Raw genomic sequence first — 21299 nt, 5'->3', positions numbered from 1 at the left:
ATGTTCATGGTCAAAACCGTCTATTTTGACCTAATTTAAAGCAAGTTGAAACCCAACTAAAGCAATTGTCACTAACTGTCAGTAAGAACTTATTTGGCTACTGGTATCATTGCGGATATACATATTGAATAATTATGAAGCGGTTTGTTTATATGATTTTCTTGGTTTTTTTGTCTTGCGGTAAAGAGACTCAAAATCAACAAAAAGGGTATCATGAGGTGGATTTTGGTTTTGAGGATTTTAAAGAAGCCGCAGAGTTAAAATCAAAAAAGTATCTCTTTAAAGAAATCCTTGTACCACATCATGTTTTGTATAAATCCGGAAAGTTGATTGTCTCAAGCTTAAGTTCTTCTGAGCAGCTATTCATAATAGATGCGGAGACAATGAAACTTGAGTCTTCAAAAGGCAAGAGTGGGCAGGGGCCGGATGAAATCTTTGAACCTTGGCGAATGGACAAAGGATTAAATGACAGTACATTTTGGGTTTACAGTATTTCCGGGAAGGAATTTTCTGAATTTTCGTTGTCAGATGACTCCTATAGCCCCCAAAAAAAGATAAAGCAGAGCGGAGACTTTTTCCAGAGCTTATCCATGAATTGGTTGGAAAAGGACCAGATAATTGCTTATCAAAATGTAGGCCCATCTCGATTTTCAGTATTTGATCTTTCAGGCAAAAGAATCAGAAATATTGGGTATTGGAATACTACAGGGGCTTCAAGTATTTTAGAAAATGAGAGCTTTATTTTGAGTACAATCAATCAGGGGAGTGTAGGCGTTTTTCCGGATGCCAACTATGTTGTTTTGGCACAAGTAAGTACAGATTCTTTTGAAATCATTGATTTAAAAACCCAAGAAATCACTAAGGTAATTGGGCCGATGAAGCAAGAATTAAAATATAGCGTTGAATTTGACGGTAAGCAGAACTTCCCATACTTGAATCCTAACATGAAAAATGGATATAACCAGGTATTTATGGATAAAAATGGGATTTTTCTTGTATACATGGGCCGGAGTGATGAAGAGATATCTAAGTCAGGAATTATGTCAAAAGATATTTTTGTATTTGATTTTAATGGTGTTCCCTTGATTCATTATAAGTTAGACCATTCAATCAAGGCATTGTCTGTAGATTCAGACTCAAGAAGGATTTATGGAGTAACTTTTGAAAAAGAACCAGGTATAGCAGTGTTTGAATATTGAAGAAATAGTTTAGAGAAAATTTCGAAATCTAGTAGTGAGACTTTAAGGTATAAAGTCTGTCTCAAATTAATAAACTGACCCTGTACTACTCTCTATTTTAAAAGCAGAAACGTTCGATAAAAAATAGTCTATAGCCAATAACAGAAAATATCTATTAAGAAATTCGCCTGATTTCTAGTTTGAGATTTGAACTATTTACTCAAATCAAGTATAAAGAAAATGCATCACTTCATACAAAAAATCCCGAGCTCTCGCCCGGGATTTATTTGATTATAAAACCAAGATCTGAATTTCTCAATTCTTGCGTCTAATTTCTTGTGTCTAAGAAATTACTTCTTCATCGCTAACCTCTCCGGCTTAGTCGATATTTTTTGCCAAATCAGCTCGCCTACTTTTTTGCCCTGCTTGCTTCCTTCTTCGATCGCCGGCATGTAGTGGATGCCTCCATAGAATCGGCTGATGGCTGCCTCGGCAGCTGCCTGAGAAAAGGAGTCAAACTCCCGCATCGGAAGTCCATAGGCTACCTCAGTACTGTCCACGATATGGAGTTGGTCCCCGAAAAGCTGGGCCAACGTATAGGAAGCTGCTGTAGAAGCCACGCTATGTCCTGAAGTGTGTTCCGGGAAAGGTGGGGTCTGAAGTAGAGGCACCCAATTCTCATCGATGTGCTGATTGATGTAGGTCTCCGGACGGATGGTGCGGCTGCGGTATTTTTCATCCCAGCAGGCGATAAAGGCCTCGTTGAGGGAGATTGCTGTCATGGCCAAAGCCTCCACGGTACCTCTCCAGTCTTTGCCCGCAGCAGCGGATGCTATGGATGCAATACCCATCCAGTGCCCGCCCGGAGTGATCTTTTTCTCAGCAAACATCACGTGCCCTTTGACATTCATCTTGTAGGGATTACAGTCCCAAAACATCGCAATGTCCTTTTGCTCAGAAGTCATGTTCTTCTGAATATCATACACTTCCATGGCTTTTTTGTAAAAGTCAGAGTTGGGATCGGAGGAAAATGCCGGCGGAGGAGATACCTTAAACTGTGCCGCTGAGTCCAGCACAAAGGTTCGGATCTTATTCCAATGCGGCTCCACTGCCTCCATGTAAGCCGGAGGAGTAGGTTGCCAAGTGCCTGGTTCATTGGTCACCGTGTACTTAGGAAAAGAACGGCTTTGGTGGTAATTATCCTTTTTGGCATACTCAATCACCTTTTTACCTACCTCTTGGCCATAAGCCACAGAAGACTCAAACACATCATCCGGAATTCCTTTTTCCTTGAGTTCGGCAAAGACCGCGTCACGGTGCTCGTTCATTTTCTCCTCAGAAAAGATCAAAGCCGTACCTACATGATAGTACGCCGCCAAGGCAGCAAGCGGGGCATAGACATTTTCAGGAACTTGGATTTCTAAAGGCTCCGAACCGTTCAGCTGCCCCATTAGGGAAGCATAATTGGTCGGGTCAGTGGCTGCAGCCACTTCATACGCTGCTAAGGAGGAATAAGAGTAAATCCTTGCAGCTACAGGCGGGGAGAAGATATCGTGAATAATTGTCTCCGTCACCCGATTTTGGGCTTTGGTAAAATAGCTGCCATCGGTGATGGCTTGTGAATAGTCCTTTTTCTCCTGGCAAGAAAAAGCCAACAGGGAAATCAGCACCGGAATGATCAGAATTCTAATCGTACGCATAGGGTTTTGTTGAGTTAAGTGTGATAAATCGATTCTCCTGATTGGGTCTGTGAGAATTTTACCACCTTACATGTAGGCTCAAAGCTAAGTATAAGGGAATCAATCCCAAATGATTTATCGCAGGTTTTTAGCGCAGCCAAATCGGTGCTCCTGAGTTTTGAACACCCAGAATCCAAGGCTCATTTTTCACCTTCAGTTGCTTCAGTTGTCTGAGTTCTGAGGCTTTGGAAAAACTGGAATTGACCGGTTCTTCAAGCCATTTTCCATTTTCCCAACGGAAAGAGAGTGGCATCAGATTCATGGATCTCCCTAAATCAGCGCGGAAACCAGCAAAATTTCCACCCAGCCAAAGCTGACCTGTTTCGGAATCTACTTGGAGTGCTAAGATCGGTCCCCACTGGGCTACATCCGGAAAAGGCACAAAGGAAAATTCTCCTTTTTCATCCTGAAAATAGACGCCGGATCGAAACTCATAGGCTGGCAGTTTTCTGGCTTTTTCGAGTTGGTCTTCAGGGAAAAGATCAGATGGCTGGCTAATTTTGGCATAGTCGGCATAGGAAGCATGGGTTCGCTTTACTCCTGGAATCTGTCGAATCAGATCATCACGGGTTGGAAAAGGCACAAGCTTTTCACCCATGTAATGAAATAAAATGGGATCAGCCTGCCCATTTGCGTCAAAGTCGTGATGGTACAGCCACACCGGCTTTTCAGCACTGGCTTTCAGCTTGGAGTTCAGTCCCAAATTGCCCACAATCAGGTCGGGTTTGCCGTTTTTGTCTACATCGGCTATACCTAGCGAATTGATCCAGCTGGAGGAAAATTGTAATCCTTTTGGAGTTTTCTCAGTCGCTTTTCCTCCGGATAAGTCAAAAACCCGAATTCCCGTCCAGTCGCCAGCCAAGATCAATTCAGCTTTTCCATCTCCATCCAAATCTGCAAAAGAAGCTGCATTCAGCATTCCCAGTTCGGCTCCTTTCCCAAACCAAGCCTCTGTTTGGTCTTTAAACTGGCCTCTTCCCTGATTGATTAGCAGGCTGCTTTTTGGACTCGCTCCATAGTCTCCTGCACGATGGCTAGCCGTTGCAAAAATGTCCAAATCTCCGTCTCCATCCACGTCATGAAATGCCACTGCTGAGGTATTCTCCCCGATGGGAGGAAGTGAATTCATGGAGAAAAAGAACTTGCCCGTGCCGTCACCAAAGAAGACCCGATCAAAATAAAAGAGATTGCCTGACTCGTATTCCGAGCCTCCACTACCTACGTAGAGGTCCAAGAGTCCATCCCCATTCAGGTCTGCAAATTCGGCCACGGTATCTTCAGCCTTGGCCAGCTGGGTAAACATGGGATTAGCTACTTCTGTAAAACTTCCATCAGCCGACTGGATGAAAATTGCTCCAGGCTGATCTTTTGCGCCACCTAAATAGAGATCATCCAATCCGTCTCCATTGACATCTGCTACTGCCAAGGCCGGTCCCATTCGGGCAAAGCTCTTAGGCGCCAAATACTCGCGCTTGAGTTCGTCCACTTCGTCTTTTTCCAGATGAGTCCAGGAGATTTGAGGAAAAGAAACAGACGCAGGGGTTTCGGAAGTAATCGATTCGATCACCTTACCACTTCCTTTGACAAGTTTCAACGATTGATTCACTGGTCCTCCAGAGAAAATCTCGAGTTCACCAGTTGACCAAGCAACTTGGATGGAATCGACTTGCTGGATTTTTCCCAAGCCAAACACAAGTTCGGCTGCAGGTCCCGACTGAAATCCGCGACTGGTGCTGATTCGCTGAGTCCAGCTTTGGTTTTGGGCAAAAATCTTGACCTGAGCACCGATCGCTTGGCGATTGAAACCATCCTGACTGAGGGTGACTTTCAGGTAGGAGTTGCCCAATCGCTCACTTCGGTTTTGATAGACAAAGGCTTCCTGATCAAGGTTATTGAGTGCCAAATCTAAGTCTCCATCATTGTCCAAGTCGGCATACACCGAGCCGTTGGAATAGGACTCCTGATCCAAGCCCAAGGCTTTTGCCTGATTCTCAAAGCGCAGATCTCCCAGATTTTTCCAGGCAAAATTGGAGATCTTCAGGCTTGGAAGCATGTCGATCTGCTTTTTGCGCAGCTCTGCCAAAGGCGTGCTCGCATCTGCTTCCTGGGAATATTGGATAAAATCTAGGTCATTAGGCCGCTTGACAATTCCGTTGCTCACATGAATGTCAACCAACCCGTCATTGTCCATATCAAATAAAAGCGGTGACCAACTCCAATCGGAAGCAAATACGCCCGCAAAAAGCGCTACCTCAGCAAATCGACCGTTCCCTTGGTTCACTTGGAGGTGGTTGCGCACATACTGATCCTGATAACCAAACTGTTTCTTGATCTGATAGACCTCGGCCTTGTCCTCGCCCACCGATTTCATCCAGATCTCCGGATTTTCTGGAAGCATGTCCGTGGTAAAAATCTCCGGCAAGCCATCTCCATTTAGATCAGCGGCATCATTTCCCATGCTGTAGCGACTGGTGGAGGGGATCATTTCTTCCAGTGCTTCACGAAAGGTGCCGTCCTGATTGTTGAGGTAGAGGTAGTCGTTTTCGGTAAAGTCATTGGACACATAGAGGTCCAACCAACCGTCGGCATTGAAATCCTCTGCGGAGACCCCCAAGCCAAAACCTAGGATACTGGAATAGATTCCTGAGGATTCGGTCACGTCCTCAAAACCGGTTTTTCCTTCGGAAAGGAGGTTTTTATAAAGTTTGTCACCAGTTGGATCGGCTTTGGTCCGATTTTCTGATTTGGCAAAAACCTCCGGTGACTTCACATTATGGTTGAGTAAATAGAGGTCCAAATCCCCATCCCGATCGTAATCAAAAAATACGGAATGCGTGGAAAAGCCTTTGAAATCCAAGCCGTATTCGGCTGCAGATTCGGAAAACTTGCTTTCACCTAGATTGATGTAGAGCTTATTTTGGCCTTTGATGGAACCGTAATCCCCTACTTGACAGACATAGATATCCAAGAGTCCATCACCATTGACATCGGCCATGGTCACTCCAGTGGACCAACCTCCATCACCTGAAACACCGGCAGATTCGGTAATGTCCTCAAACTGGAAATTTCCTTTATTTCGGAAAAGCTTATTAGGAACCTGATTTCCGGTGAAATACAAATCGATCAAGCCATCCTGATCAATGTCTCCTGCGGCTACTCCGCCCCCATTATAGAAATAGAGGTACTCCAAAATATTGGCTTCAGGAGTCGAAGTCAGTCGATTTTCAAAGTGAACTCCAGTTTGTTCCGGACTTTTCAACTCAAAAAGAGGATCCGAAGTGGGTTCGATTTCCTTTTTTTCGCAGGAAATCATCCCTAAAACCCCAACTCCAAATAGAACCCAATAAACGAAATACTTCCGCATCAATACGTCCAGATTTCAGCAGGAGCGCTGTTTTTCACAACCAATAACTGATTTTTCCCGAGTGGGGAAAAAGCCCGGATATCCCCTTCGAGTTTTAAGCCATGCATTCGGTTTGGCCAGAAAGAAAAGGTGCCATCCCCTTTTCCAAGTAGAATCTCCCCATAGCCTGCATCGTATTTTCCGATTTCAGGTTTGACGTGAGAAAGATTTCCTCCCAAAAGTAAATCCTCGATTCCGTCTCCATTCAGGTCCATGGACTGAATGGCAAAAACCCATGTTTTCTGAGCCTCTACCGGAAATGCCTTCCATTCAAATGCACCATTCCCCATATTGATCAACACTCCGGACTGTAGGTGATTCATTTCCTGCACGATGGATCGGTCGATTACTTCTTTTGGGAAGATATCCGAGAGCGACTGGTTGTTGTAATCTGCATATCGGATGTATTTTTTCTTGATACTGGGCACCTGCTTTTCCAACTCATGCTTCAAGGTGTAAGGCACCTGAACTTCCCCCACCTGCTGGGTATAGACCTGCTCAATGGCCCCGTTTTGGTCAAAGTCATTGAGGTACATCCTGATGGGATGAGTGGCAGAACCTTTCATTCGGGTATTCAATCCTTGATTTCCAAGCGCCAAATCAGGTTTTCCATCCCCATTAAAATCTCCTACTTCAAGGGTTCGATACCAGCCTTTAAGCTGCTCCATACCGGTGATAGTGGCTTTTTCCAATTTGTTTCCGGTATTTCTGAAGAAAGTCGGTGCCATCCATTCGCCCACGACGACAAGGTCTTGCTTCCCATCTCCATCATAGTCAACTACTTTGGCATCGGTCACCATACCCAATGCTTTCAATTCGGGTGCAAACGAGGCCGATTGCTCGGAAAAGCTTCCTTTGCCATCATTGATCCAAAGCTGACTGTCTGCAGGAGCACCATAGGTAAACGGTACCAATCGACCACCCACAAACAAATCCAAAGCTCCGTCACCATTAAAATCAAAAACTTCCACGACAGCGCTGCTGCCAAAAATTCCCATCATCCCGGTGTAAAACCCCTTGGAAAAATTGCCCTTCCCATCGTTGAGATAGAGTCTATCCGTCAGATCAAGACTTCCAAAACCTGATTCATTTCCACCTGAAGTGACGAATAAATCCTGGTCTCCATCGCCATCTGCATCAAAAAATGCTGCATCGGTATCTTCAGAAAGTGAATCGGCAACTAGGTCCGGTTGTGCTTTTTCCACAAACCTTCCATTGGCCTGAGCGAGGTAGATTTTCCCTGGATAGGATTTGGCTCCGCCAAAAAATAGATCATCCAAACCATCACCATTGATGTCAGCTTTGGCAAAGGCAGGACCTTCGGTGGAAAACATGTGATAAGTCAATCGATCGCGATCAAAGTCCACAAACTCATTTTCAACATGGGTAAAATCCAGACCTTGGTTTTGAACCTTCGCAAATCTCATAGGAGATACCGAAGCAGGAAAAAAGGAAACTCCCTCGGGTAATTTTTGGGCTTCTTCCCATTTCAGGGTGAGCAATTGATCTACTTTCTGATTTTTCAGCTCGGTATAGCTGCCATCAGGCCAGAGTACCCGAATCTCATCCAAGGTAGTGATCGGCCCTAAGCCAATGGTGATTTTAGGATCAACGCTGGATTGAAACCCACGATTGGGCATCTGCTCGGTGTAAAAGAGCTGATCACCGACTTTTACCTGGATTTGCGTTCCAATCGCCGCAGTATTTTTCCCTTTTCCCACCAATTGGAATTGGATACTATGGTTCTCAGGCTGTAAGGTTTTGCCTTGATTTCTAAAAATCTGAGCTGGCTTATTTACATTGTTGACCACCAGATCCAAGGTGCCGTCATTATTCAAATCCCCATATGCCGAACCATTAGAATGGATTGGAGCTCCAAGTCCCCATTGATCCGCAACATTTTCAAATTGAAGATTTCCAAGGTTGCGAAAGGCGTAATTTGCTACAGGATTGACTGGTATCGGATCCACCAAAGCTTTAAAATCAACGCCTTTGTCAGAGATAATTTTGACCTTGGTTTCCTCATCATCGATGAAGTTGAGGTAATCCAAATCAGTGATATCCTGATAAATGCCATTGGCTACGAAGATGTCCCGCTTGCCATCATTGTCCATGTCAAACAATAAGGCTCCCCAACTCCAGTCTGTCGCTTCGACATTGGCAAGCCGACCCATTTCGCTAAATGTTCCATCTCCGTTATTGACATGAAGCATATTTCTGGAGAATTGATAATGGTAGCCATGCGTCTTGTTAAACTGGAATTTATCCCAATTTTCAAATGTGGTCACTTGCTTTAACCTAGTGGGTGACTCGGGAAGCATGTCGGTTACAAAAATATCCAATAGCCCGTCACCATTGAGGTCAGCGATGTCAGCTCCCATAGAAGCCGCACTGATCGAGCGCATGTGCGACTCGAGTGATTCGGTAAAGGTACCGTCTTGGTTATTGATGTAGAGGTAATCTTTTTCAAAAAAGTCGTTGGAAATAAATATATCCGGCCAAGTATCCTGATTGACGTCACCTATAGTAATTCCCAATCCAAAACCGATAATGGAACCGTATATGCCGGCGGCTTCGCTGACATCGGTAAACTTTTCCCCATCATTTCTGAAAAGCTTGTCTCCACCTACCGGGTCCCGCTTAGGACGCTCATTTTGCATTTTGTTGAACGTACCGATCGCTTGGTAGGAGTTGTTAAGCAGATAGACATCGAGGTCACCGTCTTTGTCATAGTCAAAGAAGACTGCATGGGTGGAAAATCCCTGATCTGCCAGGCCATAGGCCTCAGCCATTTCCTTAAAGGTACCGTCTCCTTGGTTGATGAATAGCTCATTTTGCTTGTTGTCACCGGAGATATCGCCTGAGTTGCATACGTAGATGTCCAGAAAACCATCTCCATTGACATCGGCCATGGCCACGCCGGTACTCCAGGCACGGGTACCTGCTACGCCTGCCTTTTCGGTGACGTCCTCAAATTTGAAATCACCTTTGTTGAGGTAAAGTTTGTTGGGACCGAGGTTGGCAGTGAAATATAAATCCGCCAATCCATCGTTGTTGAGGTCTCCGATGGCCACCCCGCCACCATTATAAAAATTACGATACGTGAAGATATTAAAGTCTTCATTGAAGCTCAGGTCGTTTTTAAAATCCACGCCTGTACTATCTGAAGACAAGTCTTCAAAAAGTGTGACTGTTTTTTCGGCTTTTGGAGCACAGGCATATATCAACCCCAACAAGAGGAGTCCGGCAAAATGACTTTTCATGAAGGTTTGATTTCTTTGAGTTTTTTCTCAATTGGGAGGTCGGAAATCTCAGCCCTCACCACAGAAATGTGTTTTTTAAAGACTCTGATTCTTCGGTTTCCATCCATTTTGACAAATGCGATCTGGCTTTTGTCCTCATTGGACACTTCAATAAACCCTGGGCCATACCATTGTTCAAAGAGTTTGACTACATCTTCACGAAGCTTCTCTACTGCGAGCTCTTCATTCCAAGGTGCCCAACCTTCATAGGTGAATTCAATAGGCATGAGGTAGATTTTTTCGTCCTCAAATTTGGGGTAAAAACGCATTTTCGCAGGGTTTCCGGAAGGCATCTCTGCTTTATACTCGACAGAAAGCTCTGTAGGACCATTATTGAGAATCCCTTTTTTATTAAGCGCCCAGCAGGTTTCAAAGAACTCTTTTCGCTCCATTCCAAGACGTAGGCCTAGAAAAAGGTCATTGGCTACTTTTCCGGAGGCGAGCTGTTCGGACTCCAATTTTTCATAAGGAGACTGACAAGCCAAGGTCGTGAATAGGAAGAGAATGCTAGCGAATAGTAAAAACGATCGGTGTTTCATTATTTCTAAAGACGACTAAGTTGGGTTTGTTTTCGATTTGAATAGGCAGCATGCTTCTGATTTCTCCGGTGACCAAAAACCCACTTTCTTGAGGTTTCATCGCTTTCCAGAGATTGGGGGAAACAGGATTGAGCACCCAACCATAACTCCCGAGTTGGGAGCCGAGTTCTGGTTTGATTCGACTTTGATTTCCACCAAAGATCAGGTAAGGGAGACCTGATTTTCCAGGAATTGAACTTATGGAATAAACTGGAGCAGATTGAACTTCGATAGGTAAAGCTTGTGACTTAAACCCGCCATTTCCTTCATTGATCCAAAGACTGGTCGCCAGCTGATCTGCCTGCAAAGTTAAAGATTTTGCCCATACTGCTTGAGGGAAAAGGTCCTCCAGATGCTTGTTTTGATAAGACTCATAGGTCAGTAGCTGCTTTTTCAAGGAAGGGATTTGCTTAAGTAGCGCAGGCTTTAAAACCAAAGGAATGGTTTTTTGATTCTCATACTTCGAAAGGATATGGTCCAATGCTCCGTTTTGGTCAAAGTCATTGATCACCATTCGTAACTGAGAATCCGGCGAGGTTCTAAGTCGAGAATTCAGGCCTTGATTTCCTGCCAGGATATCGGGCTTTCCATCTCCTGTGACATCCTCTACCAAGAGGCAATTCCAGAGTCCTCGGGTATCTTCAAAGCCAAAATCAGCAGTTCTTTCAAGAAATTTTCCATCAGTAAGAGAAAAAACACGAATAGGCATCCATTCTCCAGTTACGATCAGTTCGAATTTACCATCTCCATCCAAATCCGCCAATGCACCTGCGGTCAACATTCCCATTTGGAGAAAAGAAGGATTTACTTCTTGGGTGACGTCTGTAAAGCTGCCCTTCCCATCATTTTTCCATACTTGTAAACTGGTGGGAATTCCATATCCAAATGGAATCGATCGACTTCCCACTATCAAATCAGCATCGCTGTCGCCATCTATGTCTGAAGAAAGTATAAACGAGGTCGGGGTAGGCGCAAAAACCTGTGTGGATTTTAAGAATTTCCCCTTTCCATCATTGAGATAGAGTCGATCAGCATAGATCCCTGAGTAATCCAAAAATTCAATCCCACCACTTCCAACAATCAAATCCGGGTGCCCGTCACCGTTGGCATCAAAGAAGTGACCAAGCACATCCTCAGCCAAGCTATCTTCTGAGAATAGAGATGCTTGAATTTGTGTAAACGTACCAGATGAACTTTGCACCAAAAGTGCAGAAGCCTGACCTTTAGCACCGGGAATAAACAAATCTTCCCTTCCATCCCCATTGATATCTGACTTGGCTGCATTTGGTCCTTCATTACTTACCATCCAAAACCGAAGGCGATCCCGATCAAAATCAACAAAATCACTTTCCTTGTGACAAAAAGGGATCAATACATTGCGCAGTGCCAACAGCGTGACTTCAGCTGCGCTTGACAATTGCCCGGTGGTTGCTTCGGTATCCGGGGAAATTTGAAGGTGTTGATTGACTTTGACTGAAGTCAAGGTACTAATGGTGCCATTCGGCCATCGAATCTGGAGTGAGTCCAACTGAGAGATCGAGCCCAAGCCAAAATGAATTTTGGAATCGACCGAAGACATGTAACCTTTGACAGGCTGGAACTCCTGGTAATAGGTTTGATTTCCTGCAAAGGCAGTGACTTTAGCTCCAAATGCTCTTCCCAAATCAAGAGTCAGGTAATTGCCCTTTTTAGATTCGACAGCTGTGTTTTGATAGACAAAGGCTCGTTCGTTCAGGTTGTTGACTACCAAATCCAGGTCTCCGTCATTATCCAGATCGCCGTAGGCAGATCCTGTACTAAATGTCAATTCATTCAAGCCCAATTGCTCCGCCTGATTTTCAAATTGCCATTGGCTTTTATTCTTGAATAAAAAGTTGCGCTGAGGTACTGAAGGGAAGGCATCAATCATCTTGGTCACCAAAACTGAATCTTTTTTGAAAGTAGCCGCCTGATCCTGATTATTGGCATAGAAGTCTACAAAGTCAAAATCAGTCAGGTCCTTTACAATGCCGTTGGCCACAAAAATGTCCTTAAGCCCATCGAGATCTGCATCAAAGATCAAAGCACCCCAACTCCAATCTGTGGCTTCTACCCCTGCCAGTCTACCCACTTCGGAAAATACAGGAGTAGACGTCCCTGGACGAAAACCCAAATGCCGCTGCAGCGTATTTCGGGTAAATTGGTGATGATACCCTGCTTTGGCACTTGCCTGATGCTTGTCCCAATCTTCAAAAGGTGTTTTGGTTTTGACTCTAGCCAAGTCATTTGGAAGCATTTCGGTAACGAAAATATCCGGCAAGGCGTCATTGTCGAGGTCGGCGATGTCCGCCCCCATACTTCCCATACTGATTTCGGGCAAAAGATCAGGCAAGACTTCAGAAAAAGTCCCATCCTGATTGTTGAGATAGAGGTAATCCCGTTCAAAAAAATCATTGGAAACATATAAGTCAGGCCAATTATCCTGATTCAGGTCTGCCACTGTTACACCTAGACCATAACCAATGGCACTTCCATATATCCCTGCGTCTTCCGAAACATCGGTAAATCGTTGCCCATCATTTCTGAAAAGTTTGTTACCACCTTCAGGATCACGGATTTCGCGTTGACCCTCCCGAAGATCAAAAAGACCAACTGACCGACCGGAATTGCTGAGGAGGTACATATCCAGGTCTCCGTCCTTGTCGTAATCAAAAAATACGGCATGTTGACTGAGTCCTTCCTCAGCCAAGCCAAATTCCTTGGATTTCTCTTGAAACTTACCGTTTCCAAGATTGATAAATAATTCATTGTGCCGTTTGTCTCCACCCGGAGGCCCGGATTTGCAGACATAAATATCCAATAGGCCATCCCCATTGACATCTGCCATGCTGACACCGGTAGACCAATAACCCGTCGAATTTAGGCCGGTTTGGTCTGTGATATTTTTGAATTTAAGATTACCCTCATTGAGATAAAGGGCATTGGAAGTTTGATTCCCTGCAAAAAATATATCAGTCAGCCCATCATTGTTAACATCCCCCAAGGCGACACCAGCCCCGTTGTAAAAATTACGAAAAGTATAAGGGTTGACTTTCTCAGTATAGGTAAGGTCATTCCTAAATTCAATGCCAGACTCAGATTCGGATAAAAGACGGAAAAGGGAAGAAGCATCTTTCTTTTTTCCCCCACAGGAAAAAAGCACTGAAAAACTGAAAAGATAAAGGATGCTGATTTTCACGGGTAAATTTGAAAAACCTGCTGATTTCCAAGCAATAGACAGATTTGATTCAGTTAAAATTCAATTCTAGGCTAGACCTTTCAGAAAAAAAGGAAGTGTACCAAAGTACACTTCCTTTATTAAACTGGGTCAATTCAAATTAATAACCAGGATTTTGCTTCAAGCTAGGGTTAGCATTGATCTGGTTTTGAGGAATTGGGAACAAGGCTCTGAAAGGCTGAGAAGCCTGCTTTTCCCACCAAGGTAGGTTCCACTTTCCGAAACGGATCGCGTCAGATCTTCTGGTCGCTTCAGCAAACATTTCTCTACCTCTTTCATTGTACAACTCGTCCAATGTGATCGAAGTATAAGCTGGCATGCCTGCACGATTTCTGATTTGATTTACCGCAGCCAATGCATCCGCAGTTTTACCTTGACGGAGAGCAGCTTCAGCTTTGATCAGGATGATATCGCCCAATCTGATCAATGGATAGTCATTGTTCAAGCTGTTTGCAGCACCTGTAGCAAACTCAAACTTACCTACACGAGCACCTGCTTGTCTGAGTGAGTTTGGAGTCAGCATGTTGATCTGAGGAGTGTAAGTCAAAGGCTGACCATCTGGATCGTTTGGTTCTGCAGAGATATCGATCAATCTTTTTCCATCAGAAGAAAACTGAGGACCTACAAGGAATGAGTTGATACGGGCATCATTCTTATCATAGCTATTGTAGAATTCTTCCAATGAAGCATATCCATTCCAAGGCTGATCCTGCAAGTTGAAGGTAGCCTGGCTTGAATAGTGAAGCGTCATTTGAGGAAGGTTGAAACCACCTGCGTTGTTTTGATCGTAAGGAAGCGTCAGAATGTTTTCTGTAGAACCACCGTTACGTTCAGAGAAGTTTGCAAAGTAGTTTGAAGTCAAAGAATAATCACCGCTGTTGATTACTGCATTGGCAGCAGCCTCAGCTTCAGCCCACTTAGGAGTACCTGTGTAAACTCCGGCATTGATGTACAACTTAGCAAGCATTGCTTGGGCAGTAATCTTATTGATGGTGTATTTACCAGACTTTGCAGGAAGAAGGTCGATATTGTTTTTGATTGAAGATTCAATGAAAGCGAATACCTGAGCTCTTGTCGCATTGGTAGGGTTACCACCGGTAGAGTTTTCGTCAATGATCGGAACATTTCCCCAGCTATCGATCAACCACATGTAGACCAAAGCTCTAAGCACCTTCAATTCTGCATTAAGGGCAGGGACATTCGGGTAGCTGATGATCAAGTTGTTGATTTCACCGATTGCTGAATAGCAATAGTTCCAAGAATTGTTGAAAGACTCTTCTTGTGGATTCCAAGTATGTCTGTGCATACGGATCCACTGACCACCATCTTCCCAGTCAGCGCCTTTATGTGCAATGACCATTTCGTCAGATGCTACCTCTTGGATAGACCAGATGCTGTTGTGACCACCCCAAGAACCTACGATACGAGCGTAAGCAGATGCTTTGAGGACGTTAATCAAATTCGGATTGTTGCTTGCAGCAATATCCTCGGCCGTAACTCCATCCAACACCTCTTGCTCCAGCTCTTGACATGCTCCCATGGCAAATACCACAGGAAGCACTAAACCGATTTTACGAAAAGATTTAAACATATCAGTTGAATTTGATTGGTTATTTAAAGTTTACAGTTACACCCAAAGTGAATGAACGAGTTTGGAAGTAAGTATTTCTACGCTCAATACCCGGAGAAAGTGACGTAGTAAATGCATCACCATTTTCAGCGTCATTCACTCTTACTTCTGGGTCGATACCCGTGTAGTTAGTCAAAGTGAATAGGTTCTGAGCAGCTAGGTAGAATCTCAAGGTAGACAAGTTTGGAGACTTAGTCTTCACGTTATAACCCAACTCCATGTTGTCCAATCTGATGAAAGAAGCATCTTCCACGTAAGAGCTGTTGAACGTAGGAGTAGAAGTTACCAATGGGCTGGTTGGTGTCTTGCTCGTTACTACAGAGTTCCAAGTGTTAGAAGCAGCGTCAGCATTTTCGTAGAAACCTCTGTAAGAGTTGTACAAATCATGTCCCCAAGTACCTCTCAAGAATACGTTCAATGACCACTGACCGTACATGAAGCTGTTAGCAAAACCGAATTCACCTTTTGGAAGACCGTTACCCAATTTTTCGAATTGGTTTGGATCTGTTGTAGAAAGGATATACTGGCCGCTTTCAGTGTAACCGGTCAATCTTGGACCATAGAAATCACCCAAAGTCTGACCTACTCTGTTGTAGATGATTGGGTTGTTGTTTTGACCTGGAGAACCAGGAGTTGCAAATCTCAATTCTTCAAATCCAAGTTCACCTGCTGATAAGCTTTCGATTGTAGTCTTGTCATAGATGGTGAAGTTGAACGTTGGAGTCCACTTCAAGCTTCCTTTACCCAGCTGATTTACTGAAGCAAGGAATTCAAAACCTGCAGCTCTCAAGTCGGCCAAGTTAACCCAAGTAGAAGACGCTGTATTGAATCTTCCTGGATCAAATGGGTTTGGAGCACCTGTAGCCACCGGTACGTTGAACAACAAGTCAGAGATATTTCTGGTGTAGTAGTCCATGCTACCTGTCACTTTACCATCGAACAAACCGAAGTCCACACCGACGTTGAATTCTTTCTTAGTTTCCCACTTTAGGTCTCTGTTAGGGTTAGAGAACTGGTTGATACCTACGAAGATGTCATTTTGAGACAATGGATCACCATCCAAGTCGATTCGGTTACCGTTACCAAACACACCCAGCGCCAAGGTTGGAGATGGAGGAAGGTTACCAGTCACACCATAAGAAACTCTTGGCTTGAATTGATTGAACACACCCATATCGAAAATCTGCGTGAAATCAGAACCTACAGAGAATGCAGGGAACACACCTGTTTGGTTGTTAGCACCAAAACCAGAGTAGGTCTCCGCTCTTACTGAAGCAGATACGAAGAATTTGTTGTCGTAGTTGAAGTTAGCTCTACCGAACGCAGAATTCAACTGATCTTCATTTGCGAAAGAAGATACGTTGGTATTGCTACCCAAACGAAGTGCACCGGCACCTAGGTTATTCCAACCTGTATCGAATAGGAATTGTCTAACTCTCGCATTGAAACCTTGGTTGGTAGTAAACTGAGTACCCACACCACCAAGAAGTGTCATGTTCAATTTGCTAGTCAAATCTGTCTCGTACCGAAGTGTAGATTCGAAGATTCTCTGGCTTCTGTCGAAGGTATTTCTTTCAGCAGAACCTTGAGATCCGAAACCTACTTGGTAATCTTGGATTGACCAGAAACCACCAGAAAGTGTATTTCTTCTATCCTGAGAATACTGAGCGGAAACAGTCAAGTTTGGAAGAATGTCATATTCTACTTTGTAAGAAGTCAAAGCAGTCTTCGTCTCACCTACAAATCGCTGCTGTCTTGCCAAAGCCACTGGGTTGAAGAAGTCAAACAAGTCTCTCTGGAAATACCCGCCAAAACGCTGATTAGCTAGGTCGGTATTTTCGAAGATTGGAGCAGTAGGGTTGTAGATCGTAGCATATCTAAATGCTGCATCATTGATAGACTCGGAATCAACATTGGTGAAAGAAAGGTTGACATTGAATCTCAAGGTATTGTTCAAGGCACCTTGAGAAAGGTTCAAACGGGTGTTCAATCGCTCATTACCTACACCGTTAACAATACCGTTATTGTCACGGTAGTTAACAGATGCCATGTAAGAAGTATTGTCAAAGCTACCAGAAACGCTCGCGTTGGTTGTGAATGAAAGCGCATCGCTGATCAATTCATTTCTCCAGTCTGTTTTGCTTCCAAAGTCAGTACCGCCTCTTGCCACAAATTCCTCAGGAGAAAGTACAGGAATCAAATTGGTAGCCTGATCTAATGTACCGAAAGAATTGATGGTCACGTTTGTAGTACCTTCTCTCTTACCTTGTTTGGTGGTCGTGATCAAGATCACACCTGAAGATCCTCTCGCACCGTAGATAGCAGCAGCCGAACCGTCTTTCAATACGTCGATAGACTGGATGTCATTCGGGTCCACGTTTTCAAGCGAAGCACCGATCACACCGTCCAATACGATCAATGGAGAAGAGTTGGCACCGAAGGTAGATAGACCTCTCAAACGGATGTTGAAGCCGTTGTTTGGGTTACCACCTGGTCTAGTGATAGATAGACCTGCCACTTTACCTTGGAGCAACTGCGTAGGGTTGGTCACGTTACCTCGGTTGAAGTCGTCAGGCTTGACACCTACTACGGCTGAGGTAATTTCTTTTTTGTCCTGAGAACCGTAACCGATTACTACTGCTTCCTGAAGGCTTTGGATATCCTCCTTCAAGTTGATCGTCAATACAGACTGGTTGCCGATTTCTACTTCCTGCGTGAGGTAACCCACAAAGGAAACGACAAGGATTTGATCTCCCGGCTGGAGTTGGAGGGTAAACTTACCGTCCAAATCAGTGGCAGCACCTCGGGTAGTACCTTTAACAAGTACCGTTGCACCCGGAACAGGGTCTCCAAGCGACGCATCCAGGACAGTACCTGAGATGGAGCGACTTTGGGCATTGACACCGATGATCGCTCCCAAGAAGAGCGCCACAGCAAGCATCAATGACTTGAGCTTTGGTAAATAATTTCTCATAGGGTTTGTTGTTTTTTAAAAAGCGAAATAGGTATGAGTACTTAATTTCGATTCTAAAGTGAAGTTTAAATTTTGATTTTGCAATTCTTAACAAATGGCCTCTTGCACAATCGAAAAACCTATTTCCAACGGAATTAGGCATATTTTAACAAATAATTAACAATGCTGCCAGAATAGTGAGAATAATTTAATGGAAAACGTTTTCCATTTGTAGATAATTAAAAAAATCAATTTTTATTAATTAAATGAAAATTTACCATAAAATTTTTTGAAGGATTTTAAGGGATTTTCAACATTTATAAAATTTTTCAAAAAGTCATTCGGGTTTGTTTTAAATATCAATTAATAAAAACGTTGAATATATTCAACATAATAATTACTTATCGCTTTTATATAGGTTTACCTACCGTTTATATATCCTCTATTTCCTGCATTCATATTTTTTAACTCAACTCCTGATGCAACCACTCCGTATTTTTCACCATCTATGCAAAAAAAAACATCGCCTACTTTTATGAATCTACGCCTCTTAATCATCTTCTCAGGACTCCTTTTTTTTTCGGTTATCGAAGCATCCAGCCAAGGCATCAAGGGAAAAGTGAATACCAAGGAGGGAGAGCCTTTGCCCTTTGCATCTGTCTTTATCCGAAACTTGGAAGATGGCGTACCTACCAATGAAAATGGCCTCTACGAATTCCGACTTAAACCGGGCTTTTATGACGTGGTCATTCAATACCTCGGATACAAATCCTTAATCAAAACGGTAGAAGTCAAAAACGACTGGGTAGAGCTGAATTTTTCGCTCGAACCCCAAATCTACAACCTGAGCACGGTGGAAGTAAAAGCAGGTGCCGAAGACCCTGCGCTCACCATCATGCGAAAAGCAATCTCCAAAGCCAAGTACCATCGACTCCAGCTCCAAGAGTACTCCATGATGGTCTACCTCAAAGGCACAGGCCAACTCACGGATGCGCCATTTTTCCTAAAGAAAAAACTGGAAGAGGAAGGCCTCAAGCTCAATGAAGCGTACACCTCAGAGTCGGTTTCAAGAATTACATTTTCGCTCCCTGACAAGGTGGATGAAAAAGTGATTTCGATCCGTACCAACGGCGACAATCAGGGCACTTCTCCTGCACCTTATATACAGACCTCTTTTTACCAGGATCAGATCAATGAGATCGTGTCCCCTTTGTCACGCTATGCCTTTCAGTATTACCAATTCCGCTACGAAGGCAGCTTCTTTGACCAAAATGTCATGGTCAGCAAAATCCGGGTTACTCCTCGGTCTCGGGGCGAGCGGGTTTTTGAAGGGTACATCTACATCATCGAAGACCTATGGGCGATACATAGCCTTGACCTGACCTCCTCGCTCCTAGGTTTCCAAATCCGCGCCAAACAACAGTACGCCCCCGTGGCCGAAAATGTCTGGATGCCCTTGACCCACACTTACACCTTTGGAGGTAAAATCTTTGGCTTTGCGGGAGAGTTCCAATACCTAGCCTCTACGCGGGACTACAAAATAAAGCTCAATCCCGACTTGGCTTCCAAGCCGGAAATCATTGATGAAAAGGTCCAAGCGGTACCAGTGCCTGCTTCCAAACCTTCCAAATCACTTTCTGCCCTCGAGCAGCTTGCCAGTGAGGAACCCAAAACCCGCAAGGAATATCGCAAACTCCTCAATGAATACGAGAAAGAAGTCGTCATGCAGGAGAGTGAACCGGATAAGAAAGACGTAATCTCCGAACGCAGCTACAGTGTGGATTCCCTTGCCAAAAAGCGGGGCTTAAGCTATTGGGACAGTATCCGACCGGTACCACTCACGCTCAAAGAAGTCGAAGGCTACAAAAGAGACGATAGCCTCGCAGTCATCGAGGCTGCCAAAGTGAGTAAAGTCGACTCAGTCGCAAAAAAGGCACGAAGCAAATACGAGCCGCTCGATTTTCTGTATGGAGCCAATTACAATTTCGGCAAAGGAATCTCCGTGGGATTCCCTACCAACCTCACCAAGTTTTCATTCAATACGGTCGAAGGCTGGAAGGTTGGGCTTGGCTTTTTCTATCGCAAACAAGAGACCATCAAGCTGGCAGACTCCGTCAATCGAGTCCGCAAAAGCTTCAACATCGAACCCGAACTCCGCTATGGTTTTTCCAGTCAGCGGTTTTATAGCAAAGTCAACTTCCGCTGGTCCCATACCCAACCCACCTCGGGTCAAACCTGGGGGATGGAAGGTGGCCGCTACATCTATCAGTTCAATGCCGATGACCCCATTCAGGAACAGGTCAATGCGGCCTACTCGCTTTTGGTCAGAAAAAATTACATGAAGCTCTACGAGCAGGATTTTGCCAGAGTCTATTGGTCGCACCGAGTCAACTACGGGCTGACTTATCGGGTTAATTTTCACCTTGCCGAGCGAAGGGAGCTATTCAACACCAGCGACTACAGCCTGTACAATAAACCCGAGCGAACCTACACCGCCAACCGACCGGATAATGTGGAAGCTTCGGTAGGTTCGTTTGCCAGTCATTCGATAGCCAGGATTCACGCTTCGCTGGACTGGAGACCGGGACTCACCTACTCGATCCGAAATGGCAGAAAAAACCCGAATTACGACCGGTCTCCCGAAGTCACGCTGATGTACCAAAAGGCAATCCCCGGGATCTTTGGCAATGGCTTAGCGGCAGACTTTGACCAAGTGGAAGCTTCTGTGAAGCATGCCGTCAAATTTGCCGCCAGCGGAAAGCTGGACTTCAATGTCACAGGAGGCACGTTTCTAAATGCCAATCAGGTTTTCTTCCAAGACTTCAAGCACTTTGGAGGCAATCGAACCCTGTTTTCCAACATGGGCGCTGCTGCCAATTTCCGGGTGATGGACTACTACCGCTACAGTACTTCGGGGGCTTATGTGTCGGCTATCGCGCATTATCAGTTCAGGAAATTCTTGTTTACCCAATTGCCCATGCTCAGATTTTCGGGGGTGAGGGAAAATATCTTCGTCAATTACCTCAAGACCGAAAACTCCCCGCACTACACCGAAATCGGCTACTCACTTGACAACCTGTTCCGGTTTTTCAGAGTGGAGCTTGCCGCAGGATTTGAAAACGGAAACTTCCTAAGAGCTAGACCACTTGTGGGTATAGCCACATTTATCAATGTTAATTTTGATTGATTTCCAGCGGAAAACGGTAAAAAACTAGTTGAGGGTTTTCCTCCAATCCATTCGATCTATCCCTAAGAATGGA

At 44.4% G+C, this 21299-nt stretch carries 9 protein-coding genes; 2 read left to right on the top strand and 7 right to left on the bottom strand.

Translation table 11 applies throughout. The annotated features are described in order from the left end of the window. The first annotated feature begins 134 nt into the window (after window positions 1–134). Window positions 135–1199, top strand: coding sequence for a BF3164 family lipoprotein (locus tag ACFPIK_RS16705; RefSeq protein WP_377917348.1), 1065 nt, complete (start codon window positions 135–137; stop codon window positions 1197–1199). A gap of 329 nt (window positions 1200–1528) precedes the next feature. Here ACFPIK_RS16705 and ACFPIK_RS16700 read toward each other — a convergent pair whose 3' ends face one another. From ACFPIK_RS16700 to ACFPIK_RS16670, 7 genes are all read right to left on the bottom strand, one after another. Then, complete coding sequence (locus ACFPIK_RS16700; protein WP_377917346.1) at window positions 1529–2878, bottom strand: vanadium-dependent haloperoxidase; 1350 nt, start codon at window positions 2876–2878, stop codon at window positions 1529–1531. Window positions 2879–3005: 127 nt separating this feature from the next. Beyond that, window positions 3006–6281, bottom strand: coding sequence for a VCBS repeat-containing protein (locus tag ACFPIK_RS16695; protein WP_377917344.1), 3276 nt, complete (start codon window positions 6279–6281; stop codon window positions 3006–3008). Further along, entirely contained in the window at window positions 6281–9583 is a 3303-nt protein-coding gene (locus tag ACFPIK_RS16690) for a VCBS repeat-containing protein (RefSeq protein WP_377917342.1), read from the bottom strand. The genes ACFPIK_RS16695 and ACFPIK_RS16690 overlap by 1 nt, the downstream gene beginning before the upstream one ends. Further along, window positions 9580–10161 carry a hypothetical protein gene (locus ACFPIK_RS16685; protein ID WP_377917340.1) on the bottom strand — a complete coding sequence of 194 codons (582 nt, stop codon included), beginning with the start codon at window positions 10159–10161 and terminating at the stop codon, window positions 9580–9582. Before ACFPIK_RS16685 ends, ACFPIK_RS16690 begins: the two co-directional genes overlap by 4 nt. Continuing rightward, window positions 10130–13417, bottom strand: a complete 3288-nt coding sequence (locus ACFPIK_RS16680; RefSeq protein ID WP_377917338.1) for a VCBS repeat-containing protein — start codon at window positions 13415–13417, stop codon at window positions 10130–10132. The genes ACFPIK_RS16685 and ACFPIK_RS16680 overlap by 32 nt, the downstream gene beginning before the upstream one ends. A 139-nt stretch (window positions 13418–13556) precedes the next feature. Beyond that, entirely contained in the window at window positions 13557–15047 is a 1491-nt protein-coding gene (locus ACFPIK_RS16675) for a RagB/SusD family nutrient uptake outer membrane protein (protein ID WP_377917336.1), read from the bottom strand. A 19-nt stretch (window positions 15048–15066) separates the two neighbouring features. After that, window positions 15067–18060 (bottom strand): SusC/RagA family TonB-linked outer membrane protein, encoded by a 2994-nt coding sequence (locus tag ACFPIK_RS16670; protein WP_377917334.1) that lies wholly within the window; start codon window positions 18058–18060, stop codon window positions 15067–15069. 514 nt (window positions 18061–18574) lie between these two features. Here ACFPIK_RS16670 and ACFPIK_RS16665 point away from each other — a divergent pair. After that, window positions 18575–21226, top strand: a complete 2652-nt coding sequence (locus ACFPIK_RS16665; protein ID WP_377917332.1) for a DUF5686 and carboxypeptidase regulatory-like domain-containing protein — start codon at window positions 18575–18577, stop codon at window positions 21224–21226. Window positions 21227–21299 lie beyond the last annotated feature (73 nt).

The sequence above is a fragment of the Algoriphagus aquatilis genome (assembly GCF_042657405.1).
In the GTDB taxonomy this organism is placed as follows: domain Bacteria; phylum Bacteroidota; class Bacteroidia; order Cytophagales; family Cyclobacteriaceae; genus Algoriphagus; species Algoriphagus aquatilis.
This window is presented reverse-complemented; position numbering and strand designations above follow the sequence as displayed.

What these genes read in the sequence shown, in the direction of transcription:
- ACFPIK_RS16705 (WP_377917348.1), top strand. Translation starts at nt 135, where the DNA reads ATGAAGCGGTTTGTTTATATGATTTTCTTGGTTTTTTTGTCTTGCGGT.
- ACFPIK_RS16700 (WP_377917346.1), bottom strand. Translation starts at nt 2,878, where the DNA reads ATGCGTACGATTAGAATTCTGATCATTCCGGTGCTGATTTCCCTGTTG.
- ACFPIK_RS16695 (WP_377917344.1), bottom strand. Translation starts at nt 6,281, where the DNA reads ATGCGGAAGTATTTCGTTTATTGGGTTCTATTTGGAGTTGGGGTTTTA.
- ACFPIK_RS16690 (WP_377917342.1), bottom strand. Translation starts at nt 9,583, where the DNA reads ATGAAAAGTCATTTTGCCGGACTCCTCTTGTTGGGGTTGATATATGCC.
- ACFPIK_RS16685 (WP_377917340.1), bottom strand. Translation starts at nt 10,161, where the DNA reads ATGAAACACCGATCGTTTTTACTATTCGCTAGCATTCTCTTCCTATTC.
- ACFPIK_RS16675 (WP_377917336.1), bottom strand. Translation starts at nt 15,047, where the DNA reads ATGTTTAAATCTTTTCGTAAAATCGGTTTAGTGCTTCCTGTGGTATTT.
- ACFPIK_RS16670 (WP_377917334.1), bottom strand. Translation starts at nt 18,060, where the DNA reads ATGAGAAATTATTTACCAAAGCTCAAGTCATTGATGCTTGCTGTGGCG.
- ACFPIK_RS16665 (WP_377917332.1), top strand. Translation starts at nt 18,575, where the DNA reads ATGAATCTACGCCTCTTAATCATCTTCTCAGGACTCCTTTTTTTTTCG.